We start from the raw sequence: 16,640 nt of genomic DNA, 5'->3' as shown, positions 1-16,640 counted from the left end.
TTCTCCTTCAGAGGGTGTGCCGGGCGTCCGGCTTGGGGGTGTTGGCGCTGGCCGTACGGCCGTGCGCTTGTGCGGCGCCAGCCCGGATCCGCCGGGCGACGTCGATATCGGGCTCGGGGAGAGGCCGCGTGCGCAGGGTGAAGGGCGGCGCTTCGGCGCTTTTCACGACGAGGCGGGCGGCTGCTTGGAAGGCGTCGAAGTTGCCCAGGTCGTGCGCGGTCAGGTGGGGCGTGAAGTGGTGTTCGACCTCGCGGGCGTCCTCGGGCGAGAGCGAGAAGTAGATCTTGTTGCGGGCATCGGAGGAGATGGCCTGGCGCAGCTCACGGGGGAGTTGGGCGAGGTGCTGGTGGGCCAGGACGAGGGAGACGCGGTAGGCGCGGGCTTCGGCGAGCATGTCGGCCAGGGCGTGCGGCAGGGTGAGGAAGTTGTGGCACTCGTCGACGTACAGGGCTGCCGGTGGGCGGGGGTGGCCGATGCGGGCGCGGCGGGAGGCGGCTTGCCAGACCTGGGCGAGGATCATCGAGCCGAGCAGGCGGGCGGTGTCGTCGCCGAGTACGCCTTTGGGGAGGCGGACCAGGAGGATTCCACCGTCCAGGACGTTGTTCAGGTCGAAGGTGGAGGTGGTTGAGCCGAGTACGTCGCGGACGAAGGGGCGGAGCAGGAAGGCGCGGAGCTTGTTCATGATCGGCGCGGTGACGTGGGCTTGGGCTTGTTCGGACAGGGCTGAGTACCAGGTCCAGAAGCCGCGGAGCAGCGGGTCGCCGATCTTGGCGGTCTGGCGTTGGCGGAAGGCAGGGTTGGACAGCAGTTCGGGGATGTCGGCCAAGGTGCCGCCGTTGCGGGCCAGGGTGAGGGCGCAGCCGCGCAGGATGTCGTCGGTGCGTGGTCCCCAGTAGTCGGCGTAGATCTGGTGGAAGATGCCGACGAGGTTGTCCACCCCCATGGCCAGGTCGGAGCCGCCTAGGACGTTGAGCGAGGGGCGCGGGTGGTGGTCGTCGGGGTCGATGAGCACTGTCTTCTCGGTGATGTCTTCCGGCATGAGGCCGAGTAGGTCGCGGACCAGGTCGCCTTTGGCTTCGATGACCACGACTCCGCGGCCGTCGTGGATGTCGGAGAGGATCATCTGGGCGAGCAGGGTGGATTTGCCGGTGCCGTTGGGGCCGAGGACATGGACGTGGTGGCAGGAGTCGGGGACGCGCAGGGCGACCGGGCGCTCGCGTCCGGAGTCGGAGAAACCGAGCACTTTGCCGGTGCGGGAGATCGAGGGCGAGGGCGGGACGGTGTTGGCGCCTGCTCGTTGTAGGCCGGGGACGGAGACGTCCAGCGGTAGGTGCGCGAGGGCGGCCAACTCGGGGACCGACAGGAGGAGTCCGCGTCCCATCCGTCGTGAGGCGAGCCGTACGGCTGGCCGGAGCATGCGGCGCCGTTCCAGGCGGTTGTGGCCGCTGTAGAGGGCGAAGGCTGCGGCGATGGCGTGGGCGCGGCCCTCGATGCCGTTGCGACGGACGGTGGTCAATCCAGGTGAGTCCGCTGGATCAGCCTGTACGGCGTAGCGGATCGCGACCTCGTAGCGCGAGTGGTGTGCCTTGTCGCGGATCGCTCGCGCTTCGGCCGATTCCTCCAGGCGGTCGATGCGGTCGGAGGCGTGCTGGCGCAGGTGGTGGGGGTGGACGCGGGTATGCAGGGGTCCGGGCGTCAGCAGGTCGAGTAGCGCGCGAACCAGACCGAGCACACTTCCGCGGAGGATTCCGGACAGCCGTCGGCCGGTTGCGGGGCGGGCGAGGATCTGGATGCTCGCGTGCTGCCAGGCAGGCATCCCGATGGCCGCACCGTTGATCGCTCGCAGGGGATCGGTGCTGAGGTCGTGGCGGATGGGGAGTCGCTCGCTGCGGGCGAGAACGAACTGGCCGCCCTTGCACAGCCCGTCGATGGGCACGGGAGGCGCCGATTCGTGGATCAAGGTACGGGCTGACGGCCACGCTGCCTCGATGGCATGTTCCACCAGATACTGCGGCACCGCTCCTGGTATCCAGAGCCGGATGCGGATGCCGCCGACTCCGAAGACGTACTCGAAGGCCAGATGTGGTTGGCCGAGCAGCAGGCGCTTCCAGGCGGGACGGAGCAGGCCGATCAGGTTGCCCCACAGCGCCTCGGCGCCGGGCATGTTGGCCACGGGTGGGGCGAGGATCTCCACGCATCGGGCGCGGCGTGTGAGGTGGCTCTGGCGCAGCTGTACCACCAAGGTGCGCAACAGGATGAGCAGGACCTGTGCCCCGAACACGGTCACAGTGAGGGGGATCAGCCAATCGAAGACCAGGGTGGGGTCTTCGAGAAGGTCGTGGATCATAGGTCGGCCTCCTCGTAGTCGAGTTCGGCCAGCTCTTGGGGGTTGCTTGTAGGAAGTTCCTGGGGTTCCTGCGGGTGGAGCTCGATGGGTGAGAGCTGGGGCTGAGGTGCAGGCCGGTATGCCTGTTGGGCATGGGACCTTGACGGTTCGTCGGGATTCCCGAACGCTTTCGGGTATTCACATCGATTCGTCGGGGGTCGCGAACGGGAGCCCTGATGGGCCTGGCGGTGGTGCGGTCGCTCGGAACCGCTCGACGGCTGCAGAGCGTCGAGGAGCTGGAGGAGTTCGAGCAGGAACTCGTCGATCAGTACCTGCTGGCCGCCTCCGCGGCCGGGATGCATGACAGCACGGTCCGTAACGAGCGGTCGGTGCTGTTTGAGTTCATCCGGTTCATCGGCCGCCCGATCTGGGCCGCTCAGCCGCATGACGCCGACGCCTTCCTGGCTCACCAGCGCAAGGAACTGGGCCGGGCCCGGCTGACGGTGCAGCAGAAGGCCTGGGCGATCGGCCACTTCTTCGACTTCGTGCTCACCCGCTATCAGGGCGATGTGCACGCGCTGACCGGATGCGTGGTCAGCCAGCCGATCGATGACTTCAACCGGCCGGCCAAGGCCGACTACGGGACACCGCGCATCCCGCCCAGCGACGAGGAAGTGGAGGGCCTGTTCGCCGGCTGGCGGCAGTGGTTGCCCGGGGCGCGCAAGTATCTCCCGGCTGCGCGTGACTATCTGGCCGCCTCGTTGTGGCGCCGGGCCGGACTGCGGATCGCCGAAACCTACCGGCTCGATATCCGCGACTGGCGGCGTGACCTGGGAGAGCACGGGAAGATCCACGTCCGGTTCGGCAAGGGCAGCCGGGGCCGTGGCCCCAAGAGCCGCCTGATCCCGGCGATCAACGAGGTGGATGTGCTGCTGGAGTGGTGGCTGAGCGACGTGCGCCACCAGTTCGGCCAGGACTGGTCCGATCCGGAGGCGCCGCTGTTGCCCAGCGAGCGGCGTGATCGGCTGACCGGCCGGTGCGGGCGGGCCGGAGACCAGGCGTTGCGTGATGGGCTGGCTGCCGCGGTGGCGCGGTGGCTGCCGTCCTGGCAGTCCCGGCTGACACCGCACACGCTCCGGCATTTCTGCGCCTCGTCGCTGTATGGGCGTGGCATGGACCTCAAGGCGATCCAGGAACTGCTCGGCCATGAGTGGCTGTCGACCACGACCGGATACATCCATGTGCACGCCGATCACATCGAGCGCGCCTGGGAGCGGGCCAACCAGCGGACCGCGCAGCGGCTGGGACAGTGACGGGGACGGTGAGAGGAGTACGGCGATGCGCTGGAACCTGCGGATGAAGGCGGCCGAGCGCGGCATCTGGAAGTCCACCCAGATGCGCAGGATGCTGGCCGAGGCCGGGTTGGAGATCAGTGCGGGGAAGATGTCGGCGCTGTGGACGAGCACGCCGACCACCATCCGGCTGGACGATCTGGAGGTGCTGTGCGCGGTGTTGGCATGCACCCCGGCCGAGCTGCTGATCTGCGAGCCGGAGGCGGTCGCCGCCCGCAAGCCGCGGACCGAGCAGGCCACGGCGGGCCAGGGGCACTCTGCGTGGCAGCCGCGGCTGGGCCGCAATCGATCAGCGCCGCCGCTGTGAGCGGACCCCGGATGTGTCGGAGTTGCGGGCTGCGGCCCCCGGCGATGCGGGAGATTCCGTGCTGTTTCGAGTGCTGGCCGGGCGGTCCGGTGACCCCGCCGCCGTGCCGCTACTGCGGGTCGAGGCGGGACTACTACACCTCCGGGCTGTGTGCCCGCTGCCACACCCACGCCCCAGGAGAGAAGTCGCCGGCCTGGCGGCTGTTGCACCCCGGCCGTGGTGCTGACGGCCGCGGCGTCGTCTCCTTCCTCGTCGACTCCTGTCGCGACTGTCTGGGCTGGGGCGTCACCCGCACCTATGGCTGGTTGTGCGCGGGCTGCAAGTCCTGGCGCGAACACAGCTCCCAGCGCGGCATCTGCGCAGGATGCGGCCTGCAGGTCGCCCTGGATGATGAGCGGCTGTGTCGGCTGTGTCGCAAGAACCGCATCATGCTCGCCCACCGGGAAGGGCGCCGCCTGCGCGCTGTCTGCTTCGAGGCGCACCGCAGCGGCCAGCAGCTGTTCCTGGCTGCCTCCGGCATGTGGCATCAGCAAGGCCATGGCCGCCGCCCCTACCGCAAGAAGACGATCCCGGTCGACATGTCCCGGCTGCGTCCGGTCACCCATCGCCAGTTGGTGCTGTTCGAGCTGCCCCGGGACCTGCGAGCCGGGCTCGCCCGCGGCTTCCCGCCGCCGCCGGACGCGGAGCTGGAGCGGGCTTTCCACCAGTTCGTCCGCGAGCATGCCCGCCGCTATGGCTGGAGCAAAGCCAAAGCGGACAGAATCCAGCGGGCGATCCGGATCATGCTCGGCATTCAGGACACTCCCGGCGCGCCCATCCGCCGCAGCGATGTGATGCTGCTGTCGCGGATCAAACACTCCGCCGCCGTGGTCGCCGACGTGCTGACCGAGGCCGGGATGCTCCAGGAGGACCGCGAACCGGCCATCGTGCACTGGTTCGCGGTCAACACCGCCGCGCTGCCCGAGCCGATGCGCCACGAGCTGCGGGTATGGCTCACCGTCATGCGCGAAGGCTCCGCCAGCCCGCCCCGCTGCCATCCCCGGGCCGACACCACCATCCGCACTCAGCTGCGTGAGGCCTTGCCCGCGCTGACCACCTGGGCCAGTGGGCACGCCTCGCTGCGGGAGATCGGACGCGACGACGTACTGGCCGTCCTGCCCCCGCGCGGCATGCCACGCGCCACCATGCTCACCGGGCTGCGCTCGATCTTCCGCGTCCTCAAAGGCCGCAAGCTGACCTTCGTCAACCCCACCGCGCGCATCAGCGCGCCCACCCCCGACAAACCGATCCCGGCCCCGGTCGACCTGGCCGCGCTGCGCGCCGCCCTCGACAGCACCAACCCGGCCACCGCTCTGCTGAGCGCGCTGCTGGCCTTCCACGCAGTCCGCATCCACCAGCTCGGCAAGATCCGGCTGACCGACATCCGCGACGGCCGCCTGCACATCGGCGACCAGGTCATCCTGCTGGCCGACCCGGTCCGCCAGCGCCTGAGCCGCTACCTGAACTTCCGCAACACGACCTGGCCCACCACGATCAACCCGCACCTGTTCCTGCACGTGCGCAACCGCGGCAACCAGCGCCCGGCCACCGTGTGGTGGGTGCGCCACCAGCTGACCATGCCCGGCCAGCTCATCCGCCAGGACCGCATCCTGGCCGAGGCCACCGCCACCGGCGGCGACGTCCGCGCGCTGTGTGACCTGTTCGGGCTGTCGATCGCGGGCTCCTGCCGGTACTCCGCGGCCCTGGACCGCATCGACGATCCCCGCACGCTGCCCGCCCGCGCTCCGGGCAGCTGACCCGCCTTCGGCTGCTGGCTTGGCCGACGCATGCCCGCCGGTTCGCCAACCCAGGGATCCACGACGCCACCTCACAGGGACTCGCCCCCGGAGTTCCCGTCGTCGTACCCCTCAGAATCCGTGAACCCCGGGAAGTCGGTGACGAGGTCGTGTTCGCGGGCGCTGGAGATGACCTGGAGAGGGCAGCGCTGGCCGCTGACTCCTGCTGTGAGCAGTCCGGTGCCGCGCTCCGCCGAGAGCAGCAGCTGGCGCTCGCCGTCGGACAGGCGGAAGGCTTCAGTGACCTTGTCGATGGCCTGGGGTGCCTGACGGAGCAAGATCTGGGTGGTGGAGTTGGCGACGATCGCCTGGCCCATCTCCGTACCGAGGAGATCAGCGGCGTCCTGAGTGACGACGGAAAGACCGGCCCAGTGCTTGCGAGCTGCCTTGGCCATGCGCAGCAGGAACTTGGCACCCTCGGGGTCCTTCATGAGCAACCACGCCTCGTCGACCACGACCAGGCGGGGACGGCGGTTGAAAGGGTCGGAGACGCGCCGCCAGACGGCATCCAACGTGAGGAGGGTGCCGACGGCCTTGAGCTCGTCAGGCAGATCCCGCAGAGAGAACACGATCAGGTGGGAGTCGGGACGCGTCGTCGTCGGGCCATCGAAGAGCTGGCGATGGCTTCCGGTGACGTAGGGGGCGAGTCCGGCGGCTAGGTCTTTGCCTTGGGGGTCTTCGCTGAGGACCTTGGTGAGGTCGCGCAGCAGGGGCGGGCGGCGGTTCCAGGTCTTGGGGTCTTGGGTGATTCCGGCTTGGCGGTAGGTGGCGAGGATGGCGTGGTCGAGTGTCGCCTTGCCCGCGTTGCCGAGGGGTTCGCCGAGCATGACCGCGATCAGGGTGTGCAGGAACAGGGCTCGACGGGTGAGGGGGTCGTCGCCGCGCTGGTTCTTGGGTGGCAGATCGAGCGGATTGAGACGGACCTTGGGGGCGCCGAGGTGAATGTAAGCGCCGCCGACAGCGTTCGCGAGCCGGGCGTATTCGTCTTCGGGGTCGATGACGGCGACCTCGATGCCTGCATAGAGCGAGCGGAGCGCTTCCAGCTTGGCCAGATAGCTCTTGCCGCTGCCTGAACGGGCCAGGATCACCGAGTTGTGGTTGTCCTGGGCGAAGCGGTCCCAGGCGACCAGCGAGGCGCTGGAGGTGTTGGCGCCGTACAGCACGGCTGTGGAGCCGAGTTCCGTGGTCAGGTCGGGGCTGGTGAAGGGGAACGCTGAGGCCAGGGCCGGGGTGTCGAAGGTGCGGCGCATGGCGAGGTTGTCGTACGCCAGAGGCAAGGAGGAGACCCACCCCTGCAACTGGCGGAACGCAACCTGGCGAGCGTCGAGTAGCAGGGAGGCGGCCAGGGCGCGTACTTGGGCACAGGCGTCGTCCAGTTCCTCGGTGCTGGTGGCGTGCACTGTGAGGTAGATCGAGGCGCGGAACAGTTTGGCCTGGCCACGAGCGAGGCGGGAGGCCAGGTCCTGGGCGTCCTCGGCGGCGGCTTCGCGGCCGGGGTCGAGGAGGCAGCCGTGCTCGTGGTCGGAGCGCAGACCGGATTCCAGCCGGGCGAGTTGCTTGCGCAGCCTGTCAGTGGCCACCAGCGAGGGGACGGGTTCGACGTGGAGCGAGACGTCGAGACGACCGGGGTAGGTGAGCAGCGGCTCCAGCCAGCCGGGTGCGACCTCGCGGGGGTAGCCGGTGACGGCCAGGGTGGCGCAGACGCCTTCGCCGATGCGAAGTCGGCGCGCTTCCACCTGGACGACATCGGGGCCGAAGCCGCTAGCGGTCTGCTGGTTGCGTCGGGGGAGTCGGATCTTCACCACTGGCCTCCTCGGCTGATGACCTCACCGGGTAGGGCGATCTCCTCATCGGGCAAGGCCGGAGCGGACGGGTCGAAGCAGGTGGCCAGCAGGGAGCCGACGGCGCGGGCGTCCAGGAGCTTGGTGGTGATGCCGCAGGCGCCCAGGATTCGGGAGGCTTCGTCGAGGCGGCGTAGGGCTCGGGCTGCTGCGGCGTCGCGTCCGTTGGTGCCGACTGCGGGTTCGCGGATGATGAGCAGGACTTGGCGGCGCAGTAGGTCGTGGCGGGCTGACAGGTCGGCGAGGAAGTCGGCGTGTTCGAGCGCGGCTCCGGCCAGGGCGGGGTGGGGGAGTTGGCGGGCGTTGTCCTCCAGCGCGGCGACCGTCTCGGACAGGTCTACGCGTTCGGCGCGGACGAGGATCTGCGCAGGGCCGGACAAGGAGTTGAGCCAGCGGCCGAAGACGGCGACGAGGGCGTCCTGTTCGTCCGGAGTACGTAGGGCGAAACTGACGGTGGAGACCTCGGCGATGGCGGCGACGCCGTCCGGTCCCAGGTCGATCAGGCCGTCTCCGGCCACTCCTCGGGCGGGCAGTTTGAGCGGTGCCGGATGGGGTCCGGCGGTGGCGGCGATCCAGGTGGGTGGCATGGGGATGTCCTCGGGGACGGAGACCAGGTGCTTGGGCGCGTGCTGGTGACGCAGGGCGGCCAGCAGGTAGCGGTCGAGGGAGACGCCGTCGTGCTGGCCGATCGCCAGGAGGATCCCGACGACTGCGACGGGCAGAGCGATCACGGCGCAGACGGCGAGGGGCACGCGGTCGCCGATGGCCATGTAGGCGGTGTAGAGCAGCAGCCCGGTGCCGCCGAGGATGGCGGCCTGCCGCGCGGTGAACGAGCCGATGATCTTGTCGGGCTGCTCGACGTCGGCGGGGATGCGGGCGACGGAGTCGGTCCAGGTCATTTGGCGTCACCTCCGCGCGGCTTGCGCGGACGGGGACGAGGCGGCCGTCTGGGAGGGGTGCCGCGATTCTCCGGCCACTCGATCTGTCCCGGGATCGGCGCGTTGGGCGGCACGATCGGCCGAACGGGCCGCTGGGTTCGTGGTGGCTCGATGGCCAGGCGGGGATTGTTGCGGAGGGCGCCCATCTGGCCGAGGCCGGCGGGGCCGTTGGCGTAGTAGGACTCGCGCGGATAGCCGTAGACCGGAGTGGTGGGCTTGACCGGTTGCTGCGGTCGCGGGGTGGGCCGGTACTTGCCCTGGATCGCCGGTGCGGTCGGTGCATGCTTGGCGGGCGCTGGTTCCCAGTCCTCCGCCCGTACGGGCTTGCGGGCTGCGACTGGTGCGTGTTTGACCGGTCCAGGTCCACCGAGAGCCGCCAAGGTAGCCGTGGGGACGGGACTACCGATGGCGCCCGGAATGACGGTGCCGGTTACAACTGCTCGTGGTTTGACCGGACTGCGCCCTCCTCCTCTGCCGAGGTGCAGTGCGCTCAGCACAGGCGCGGCCAGCTTGTAGGCCACGGCTGTCTTCACGAGCCGCGTGATCATCGAGCCGCGACCACCTTGGACGAAGATCTGACGAGAGATCCACGTCGGGATACGCACCAGGATGATCAGCAGACAGATGGCCAGCATCAGGTTGACCAGCTGGCCGGTGGGGGCGACGCCGAGCAGGGCGCGGCCGTCCTGGTTGAAGAAGATCCGTACGGCCAGCACTAGCGTGAGCGACTGGGCAACCTGAATGAGGAGCAACCCAGCGAAGGCCCGCCACCAGAACCGGGCGATCCCGTCGGTGTGCGGCAACGCGTGGCAGGCCATCGCGAGCGGCGCGGACACCACCAGGAGTAGCACCAGCGCCGCTCGTAGAACGAAGGTGACCAGCAGCAGGATCAGCAGGATGACCGCGACCAGCGCGAGCAGGATGTAGAAGATCTGGTTGTTGCCCGGCGGCACGATGAGCAGCCGGATCGACGTCACCGCACGCTGGGCATCGAAGCCCTGCCCGAGCAACGCCTGCGACAGGGCGTTGGCAACCTCGACGATCTTGCCGCAGATCAGGAAGCTCGCGTTCGCGGCCAGGATGGCCAGGCCGAGCCGCGGCAGGACCTCCTTGACCGCATACCGGGTCTGGACCGTCTGGTGCCCCATCGCGGTGATTGCGCCGATAGTGGCGAGCAGCACGAACCCGGAGTTCGCGATGGCCGCCGTCGCCTTCCACAGGTCGAATACACGCCCGCTGGCCGAGAAGTCCGGAGTGGCCAGCAAGGTCGAAGCCAGAACCTCCAGCAGCGGCTTGATCGCCAGCGCGACGAGGTTGGCGAACCAGGCGTTGATCTGACCGGTGATCCAGTCCCCGATTCCGAGACTGACCCCGGGTACCGGAGGCACCGACCCCCACGGCAACCCGGAACCTGGGGCGGTCGGGCTCGGCGAGGGGTTCGGAACTGGCACGGCGCGTGCGGCAATCGTGACTACCTTGCCGATTGCCAGAGCGGAAATGGGAGCGGTCATGGCAATCACGCGCCCACGATGCGCTTGAGCACGTTCACGAACAGCGGCGCCAGGATGGCGAGCCCATAACCGAACGCGGCAGCCTTCAGTGCCGCCTTGGCCTTCTGAACCTCGCCCGGATCGCCACCGGCAACCAGGTACCGCAGCCCGCCGATCGTGAGCATCAGCGTGGCAAGAGCGGCAAGCAGGCCGATCAGCCAGTTCCGGATGTTGTCGAAGACAGTGTTGAGGTCGCTCGGCACCGCAGCGTTTGCCGCTGGCGCTTCTGCTAGTACGGCGGAAGCCGTACAGATGAGGACTACGGCAACGACTGCCGCCACCCACAGGCTGTGGATGAAGCGGATCCGCGCGGAGCCGGTGGGGCTGCCCCAGCCTCCCTTCGATGCGGTGGTGGTGATGGGCTGCGGATCTGAGGTGATCCGGCTCCGCGCGGAAGTCTCTTCCACCCTTCTAGGGGCGGCAGGAGTGATCGTTAGGGACAGCGCAGCCTCGACTTCCCCTTTGAGAAGCGCGTCGACGAGGATCGGCTCGCACCGCTGCCGCCGCTTCTTGGCCGCCTCAACGGTGAGCCCAAGCTCGCCGGCGACGTCCGCGAGCGTGCGCTGCTCCAGCCGCGTACGACCGATCAGCTCAGCATCCAGCTCGCTCACGATTCCCTTGGAGACCGCGTCAGCCAGGACGAGATCCGGATGCCCCCACGGCGCAGCGGGTGCTTTGGAAGCGTTGTCGAAGATCTTGCGAGCGACGTCCGACTCAGCAATCTGGCGTGCCCGCTCTCCGGCACGGAAGGCGGCATCGCACATGCGCGGAAGGAGGTTGGGCCGTTCGATGTCGGTCGTCCGTACGGCCTCAAGGAAGGCGGTGAGGATCTCGGTGTCGATGTCCACCGGCTCCCCAGCGACGTAACCCCGGCAGACACGTCCGGCGATCCCACGCAGCGCCGGCACCGCAACACCGACGGCACCAACCAGCCACTGCGCCCCGTCCTGCCGGGCGCGGATGACGAGGTCGCGCCAGATGGCGTCATGGGTGGCGTGCGAGAGGCGACGGGAGGTCAGCAGATCGCGCAGCTCCGTCAGCAGGATCAGCCGTCTCGGCAGCTCGCTGGAGAGCGCCTTGCCGTCCACGGCCAAGCCGCCGGGAGCGCAGGCGACGAGCTGGAACACATGCTCGGCCACGTCCAGCGGCGAGCGATCCGTGACGGTCGTCTCGTGAAGGTCGGTACTCATCGGGTTGCTCCACTGCGAGAGGAATTTCTGTCTCGCAACCCGGTGTAGAAGTCACCTCTGGCGACCCTCTGGCGGTGACCTTGAGCAGCCCAAACGCATTTTCAGCGACCTTGAGCACAGCTCTGGCGCCAAAGATCAAAGTCACCCCGCTTGAGGCTCGCCAGAGCTGCTTGTTCCGCTGAACATGCGCCATCCGCGGCTACTGGCTCGCGGGGACGCTGCGGATCTGAGGCCCGCCCCAACTGGCGATGACCACCATCAACGCCACGACTTACGCCATCTCCACCTGGAGGTGCGCGCCGTGAACAGCCCCTATTGGTCCAACGGGCACGCCACCCTCCACCTCGGCGACGCCCAGGCAGTACTCGCCGCGATGCCCGCAGGGGCGGCAGACTGCATCGTCACCAGCCCGCCCTACTACGGCCTCCGTGACTACGGCATCCCTGGTCAGTACGGCCAGGAGGCGACGCCCACTGAGTACGTCGAGACCCTCCGTGCCACCTTCTCCGAGGCGCGCAGGGTGCTGGCCGACGACGGAACCCTGTGGCTCAACGTCGGCGACTGCTACGCCGCCAACTCCGACGGCTGGGCGCGAGGGAGCGACCACAACACGCGCCAACCACTCATACGGCCGCGCTCCCGCCTGGAGGTGCCCCCGAAGAATCTGCTCGGCATGCCGTGGCGAGTGGCCTTCGCCCTCCAGCAGGACGGTTGGATCCTGCGCAACGCCATCGTCTGGCACAAGCCCAACGCCATGCCGCAATCGATCCTGGACCGCGTCTCCACCCGCTACGAGCTGATCTTCCTGCTCGTCAAGCAACGCCGCTACTGGTTCGACCTGGACGCCATCCGCGAGCCGTACACCGGAGACCGGCCGCTGTCCCGCCGCGCCCGCGACGGCGGCAACAAGCCCAACAGCATCAAGACCCCCTGGCCCCCAGACGGCAAATACCAACCAGACGACGACACCTTCTGCGGCAAGAACCATGGCACGGCCATGCTGCCCACCGGACGGCGGCATGCCACCGCACACCCCTACGGCAGAAACCCCGGCGACGTCTGGTCCATCTCCACCCGGCCACTCAAGGCGGCACACTTCGCGGCATTCCCCATCGACATCCCGCTCCGCGCCATTGCCGCCGGCTGCCGCCCCGGCGGCACCGTCCTCGACCCCTTTGCCGGAGCGGCAACCACCGCCCTTGCCGCCCGGCAACTGGAACGGCAGTTCATCGGCATCGAGCTCAGCGAAGCGTTCTGCGATCTTGCAAGGGCACGCATCGTGGCTGCCGCGGCAGACCTTGGCGCGGAAGAAGCGGAAGGTGTCTGAACAGCCACAAAGGGCCTGCTCAGGGCCTCCCGAATCCGGTTCAGAGACGTACGCTGCAGGGCCCGAGAAGCAGGTCCGGGTAGCCGTACCGGATGAGCCGCCGTGCCTGACGCCAGGGGCGGCAGCGGCACTCCTGCGGATCCTGCTCAAGGCCTACGAGCAACTCAGAGAGGAGAGCTAGTTGATTGACTTGGCGTTCTGGGGTCGATGCTCCACAGAGGACCGGCAGGATCCCGAGGCATCGCGCGCGTGGCAGATCAGCCGCGCCAAAGCACTCGTGGTGCCGCGCGGCGGCAGGATCGTTGCGGAGTTCTTCGACGTGGACAAGTCGCGTTCGATCCCGCCGATGCGTCGGCCCCAGGCCGCCTTGCTGCTTGGCGAGCTGGCCAACCCCGACAGGGCCTTTTCGGCCGTCGTCGTCGGCGAGCCGCAGCGCGCCTTCTACGGAAACCAGTTCGGCCTGACCTTCCCGCTGTTCGAGCACTACGGGGTGGAGCTCTGGGTGCCGGAGGTTGGTGGCCCGATCGACCCGGTGAACGAGGCGCACGAGCTGATCATGTCGATGTACGGCGGGATCAGTAGAGGCGAGCGGAACCGGATCAAGACCAGGGTTCGTACGGCAATGGCGACACAGGCCCAGGTGGAAGGCCGCTATCTCGGAGGACGCCCGCCGTACGGCTATCGCCTCGCGGACGCCGGACCGCACCCCAACCCGTCCAAAGCCGCTGACGGCAAGCGGCTGCACCGGCTGGACCCGGACCCGATCACAGCACCTGTGGTGGGGCGAATCTTCGCGGAGTTCGTCGCAGGTCGAGGGTTGCTGGCGATCGCCGAAGGGCTCACCCGCGACGGGATCCTGTGCCCGTCGGCGTATGACCGGGCTCGCAACTCCCACCGGAGCGGGATCGCCTGGTCCAAGGCCGCGGTGCGCGCAATCCTGCTCAACCCTCGTTACACAGGGATGCAGGTCTGGAACCGCCAGCACAAGGACGAAGTCCTGATCGACGTCAACGATGTGGCGCTCGGCCACGTAACCAAGCTCCGCTGGAACGATCAGGAGGACTGGATCTGGTCGGAGAAGGTCATGCATGAAGCGCTGGTCGAAGAGGGGCTCTTCGCGCAGGCTCAAGCACTACTCGTAGCACCCAGAACCGCCGCTGAAGGGCGCAAGCCTCGCCGGACATCCCGTTGTTACATCTTCAAGGGGCTGCTCTTCTGCGGCGTCTGTGAGCGCCGCATGCAAGGGAGCTGGAACAACGGCAAGCCGCACTATCGGTGTGTGTTCCCGAAGGAGTACGCGCAGGCCAACAGCGTGGAACACCCTCGCTCGGTCTACGTGCGCGAAGAGCTCATCATCGAGCCGCTCGACGAGTGGCTGGCCACCGCCTTCGACCCTGCCCATTTCGCAGACACGGTTCGCGAAATGGCCGACGCCCAACTCGCCAACGATCACCGGTTGGCGGCGGTCCAGGCTGCCCGAGACTCCGTCACCGAGTGTGAGCGCAAACTGGCCGGCTACCGCGCGGCTCTGGACGCAGGAACCGATCCCGTGGTGGTCGCCGGTTGGATCACCGAGACAGAAGCCAAGCGAAAGGTCGAACAGATGCGCCTGGACCAGGCCACCAGCAAGATCCCGAAGAGGCTCACAGAGGAGGAGATCGCCGCCATGGCAACGCGACTCGGCGACCTGAGAAGGCTGCTCCGCAGCGCTGACCCGCAAGACAAGGCCGACGTGTATGAGCAGCTCGGCCTTCGTATGACCTACGACCCGGGCCGGAAAACAGTAATCGCCCGAGCTCAGCTCAGGCGATCATGTACCAAATTGTGTCCGAGGGGGGACTTGAACCAAAACACTATGCCCGGCTGGCCTGCGAAGACATCGGCCTGGATGGGGAGTAACCATGGCTCCCAAGACGTCCTCCGTGTGGCATATCCAGGCGACGACTATCGCAGGCGTTGCACTCTTGGCGGGGATCGCCGGAGTCGTATCCTTCCGCCACATGCATGAACTCTGCCTTCGCCACGGTGAAGACCACCTCGCAGCGGTGCTCATCCCGCTCGCGGTCGATGGGACCATCGTGGTTGCGTCAATGTCCATCCTCCTGGCCAATCGGTACGGCTCCCGGGGTGGGGCGCTGGCTTGGACCCTCTTGATCGTCGGCAGCTTGGGCAGCCTTGGAGCGAACGTCGCCGTCGCAGAGCCCAGCGTGATCGGCCGCGTCATCGCCGCGTGGCCCTCGGCGGCTCTGATCGGAAGCTACGAGCTGCTCATGGCGCAGATCCGTCGAGTCTCAGTAACTTCGACAGATGACGGGACTATAGCGGAGCTCGCTGATCTGGAAGAGCTACCAGTAGAGAGCGAAGACGGGGCAGCTCCAGTCCACAATCGCCTGCACGATCACAACGTCATGGATCTCCATAGGTCCGCCTGGCGGTGGGCCCAGGCGAATCGTCTTCCCGACGGGGCTCTCCCATCCGGGAAGGCGATCGCGACGGAGTTCTCAAGAAGTGCTCGCTGGGGTCGCTGGATCAAGAACGCAGGACTGACAGGCGAGCTCGGGTAAGGGGGAGATCGTCTCATCCTGCCACCTCGTCGTGTCGGGTCAGGGAACGTGGTGGCGCGGGCGGGCGAGATGGAGTCGGGGCGTAGTGTTTGTAACTCGGCTCGCCATCCGGGAAGAGCCTCGCGACCTCCCCTCAAGATCATTCCGTTGCCAGGGTGGCCTTGGGGCGCGTCCCGTAAATCTTGCGAGGAAATAGGGAACAAGCCATTCCGTTCTGTTGATGCTCGATCGCTACGCGGGGAGCGGTGGCCTTTCTTATGTCTACAGGAAAGGCCATATCCAATTCTTTCCTACTCTGTGTATATTCGTGAATTTAGGCGAGCTGCGACAATTGGCCCAATTTCAGCCATCGGTCCAGGTTCCGTCATCGACCCGTGCGAACAGGCGATGTTGTGGACCTCGATGCTCCCGGTGATATAGGGCGCCCAATCTGTGGGATTATTTTCGAGTTGTCCGTCAGCTGAGAAAAATACGACGTCACCCTCAAAAGTTTCCGGATTGTGAGAAGCACGGAGATTCGACGCATCGACGAAGGCTTTACGCAGCGCAGTGAAGCCATCATTTCCAAGCTCACCAAGCGGACTTCCTGGACCGGCGGGGTCGAAGCCAATTGAAGCCACGAGATCTGCCCAAACTCTCGGATTGTCGTAGTCTAGGGGTGCCTGCCGAGATTCGTGTGAAGGAAGATAGCTATCCAGCATGGCAAGAAAATCGACGCGCTCACCCTCCTGCTGGAGTCGAATGGCTATGGCATGCGCAACAACTCCGCCGAAGGACCAGCCGAGCAGCGCATAGGGCCCATGCGGTTGAACCGAGCGGATCGCAGCAAGATAGTTGGTGACCAGGTCGTCGACGTCTTTCGGAGCAACATGCGGCTCAGTGAAGCTCTGGGCTTGGAGGCCAAAAATAGGTGTGTCGCGGTGGAGATGCGGCAAGAGTCCGACATAGCACCAGCTAAGGCCAATAGCTGGATGTATACAGAACAGCGTCCTGCGGTCTCCGCTGGCCCGCAGGGGTAGCATCATAGCGAGTGAGTTGTCATGGACTCCGTGTATTGCTAGCTCGGCAATACGAGCGGGTGTTGGTGCCTCGAAGAGCGTTCTAAGTGAGTAGTCGTGATTAAGCGTGGCGCGGATTCGGGTTACCAGTCGTGCTGCTAGCAGAGAGTGGCCACCGAGCTCGAAGAAGTTGTCGTCGACTCCGACACCTTGAACACCCAGCACCTCAGCGAAGAGGTCGCAAAGCGCCCCCTCGGTGGGGGTTTGTGGTACGCGCCTTTCCCCACGGCTGAACTGCGGTTCTGGGAGTGCTTTGTGGTCGAGTTTGCCGTTGGGGGTGAGGGGCAGGGCTTCGAGGAATACGATCGCCGATGGCACCATGTAGTCGGGTAGCTTGGTGGCCAGGTCCGCG

At 67.1% G+C, this 16,640-nt stretch carries 12 protein-coding genes; 6 read left to right on the top strand and 6 right to left on the bottom strand.

From position 1 onward, the window contains the following. Positions 1 to 7 precede the first annotated feature (7 nt). Complete coding sequence (locus ACIBG8_RS53915; protein ID WP_397351239.1) at positions 8 to 2,347, bottom strand: type IV secretory system conjugative DNA transfer family protein; 2,340 nt, start codon at positions 2,345 to 2,347, stop codon at positions 8 to 10. 215 nt (positions 2,348 to 2,562) lie between these two features. Here ACIBG8_RS53915 and ACIBG8_RS53910 point away from each other — a divergent pair, with 215 nt between their 5' ends. Genes ACIBG8_RS53910 through ACIBG8_RS53900 form a run of 3 tightly spaced genes read left to right on the top strand, consistent with a single transcriptional unit; the run spans position 2,563 to position 5,781 of the window. Continuing rightward, positions 2,563 to 3,639 (top strand): tyrosine-type recombinase/integrase, encoded by a 1,077-nt coding sequence (locus ACIBG8_RS53910; RefSeq protein WP_397351238.1) that lies wholly within the window; start codon positions 2,563 to 2,565, stop codon positions 3,637 to 3,639. Between the two features lie 25 nt (positions 3,640 to 3,664). Beyond that, positions 3,665 to 3,985 (top strand): helix-turn-helix domain-containing protein, encoded by a 321-nt coding sequence (locus tag ACIBG8_RS53905; RefSeq protein ID WP_397351237.1) that lies wholly within the window; start codon positions 3,665 to 3,667, stop codon positions 3,983 to 3,985. Between the two features lie 44 nt (positions 3,986 to 4,029). Beyond that, on the top strand, positions 4,030 to 5,781 hold the full coding sequence (locus ACIBG8_RS53900) for a hypothetical protein (protein WP_397351236.1): 1,752 nt from the start codon (positions 4,030 to 4,032) through the stop codon (positions 5,779 to 5,781). 71 nt (positions 5,782 to 5,852) lie between these two features. Here the strand turns inward: ACIBG8_RS53900 and ACIBG8_RS53895 are convergent, their stop codons facing one another. The 4 genes from ACIBG8_RS53895 to ACIBG8_RS53880 all read right to left on the bottom strand — a co-directional run bounded on the left by ACIBG8_RS53895 (position 5,853) and on the right by ACIBG8_RS53880 (position 11,339). Next, complete coding sequence (locus ACIBG8_RS53895; RefSeq protein WP_397351235.1) at positions 5,853 to 7,622, bottom strand: VirB4 family type IV secretion system protein; 1,770 nt, start codon at positions 7,620 to 7,622, stop codon at positions 5,853 to 5,855. Beyond that, positions 7,619 to 8,560, bottom strand: coding sequence for a PrgI family protein (locus ACIBG8_RS53890; protein ID WP_397351234.1), 942 nt, complete (start codon positions 8,558 to 8,560; stop codon positions 7,619 to 7,621). Before ACIBG8_RS53890 ends, ACIBG8_RS53895 begins: the two co-directional genes overlap by 4 nt. Next, entirely contained in the window at positions 8,557 to 9,987 is a 1,431-nt protein-coding gene (locus tag ACIBG8_RS53885; protein ID WP_397351233.1) for a conjugal transfer protein TrbL family protein, read from the bottom strand. Before ACIBG8_RS53885 ends, ACIBG8_RS53890 begins: the two co-directional genes overlap by 4 nt. A 128-nt stretch (positions 9,988 to 10,115) precedes the next feature. Beyond that, positions 10,116 to 11,339, bottom strand: coding sequence for a hypothetical protein (locus ACIBG8_RS53880; RefSeq protein WP_397351232.1), 1,224 nt, complete (start codon positions 11,337 to 11,339; stop codon positions 10,116 to 10,118). A 301-nt stretch (positions 11,340 to 11,640) separates the two neighbouring features. Here ACIBG8_RS53880 and ACIBG8_RS53875 point away from each other — a divergent pair, with 301 nt between their 5' ends. From ACIBG8_RS53875 to ACIBG8_RS53865, 3 genes are all read left to right on the top strand, one after another. After that, complete coding sequence (locus ACIBG8_RS53875) at positions 11,641 to 12,666, top strand: DNA-methyltransferase (RefSeq protein WP_397351231.1); 1,026 nt, start codon at positions 11,641 to 11,643, stop codon at positions 12,664 to 12,666. Between the two features lie 181 nt (positions 12,667 to 12,847). Then, the gene (locus ACIBG8_RS53870; RefSeq protein ID WP_397351230.1) at positions 12,848 to 14,674 is read left to right on the top strand and encodes a recombinase family protein; all 1,827 of its coding nucleotides are present in this window, start codon (positions 12,848 to 12,850) and stop codon (positions 14,672 to 14,674) included. Then, a complete protein-coding gene (locus tag ACIBG8_RS53865) occupies positions 14,667 to 15,230 on the top strand; it encodes a DUF2637 domain-containing protein (RefSeq protein WP_397351229.1) in 564 nt (187 codons plus the stop codon). Before ACIBG8_RS53870 ends, ACIBG8_RS53865 begins: the two co-directional genes overlap by 8 nt. Before the next feature lie 290 nt (positions 15,231 to 15,520). On the opposite strand, the gene ACIBG8_RS53860 is transcribed toward ACIBG8_RS53865, so the two are convergent. Continuing rightward, the coding region (locus ACIBG8_RS53860) for a thioesterase domain-containing protein (RefSeq protein WP_397351228.1) at positions 15,521 to 16,640 on the bottom strand (1,120 nt) is incomplete at its 5' end.

Source organism: Nonomuraea sp. NPDC050556 (genome assembly GCF_044457355.1).
In the GTDB taxonomy this organism is placed as follows: domain Bacteria; phylum Actinomycetota; class Actinomycetes; order Streptosporangiales; family Streptosporangiaceae; genus Nonomuraea.
Note: the sequence above shows the minus strand (reverse complement) of the source record. Positions and strands in the feature narration are given on the sequence as shown.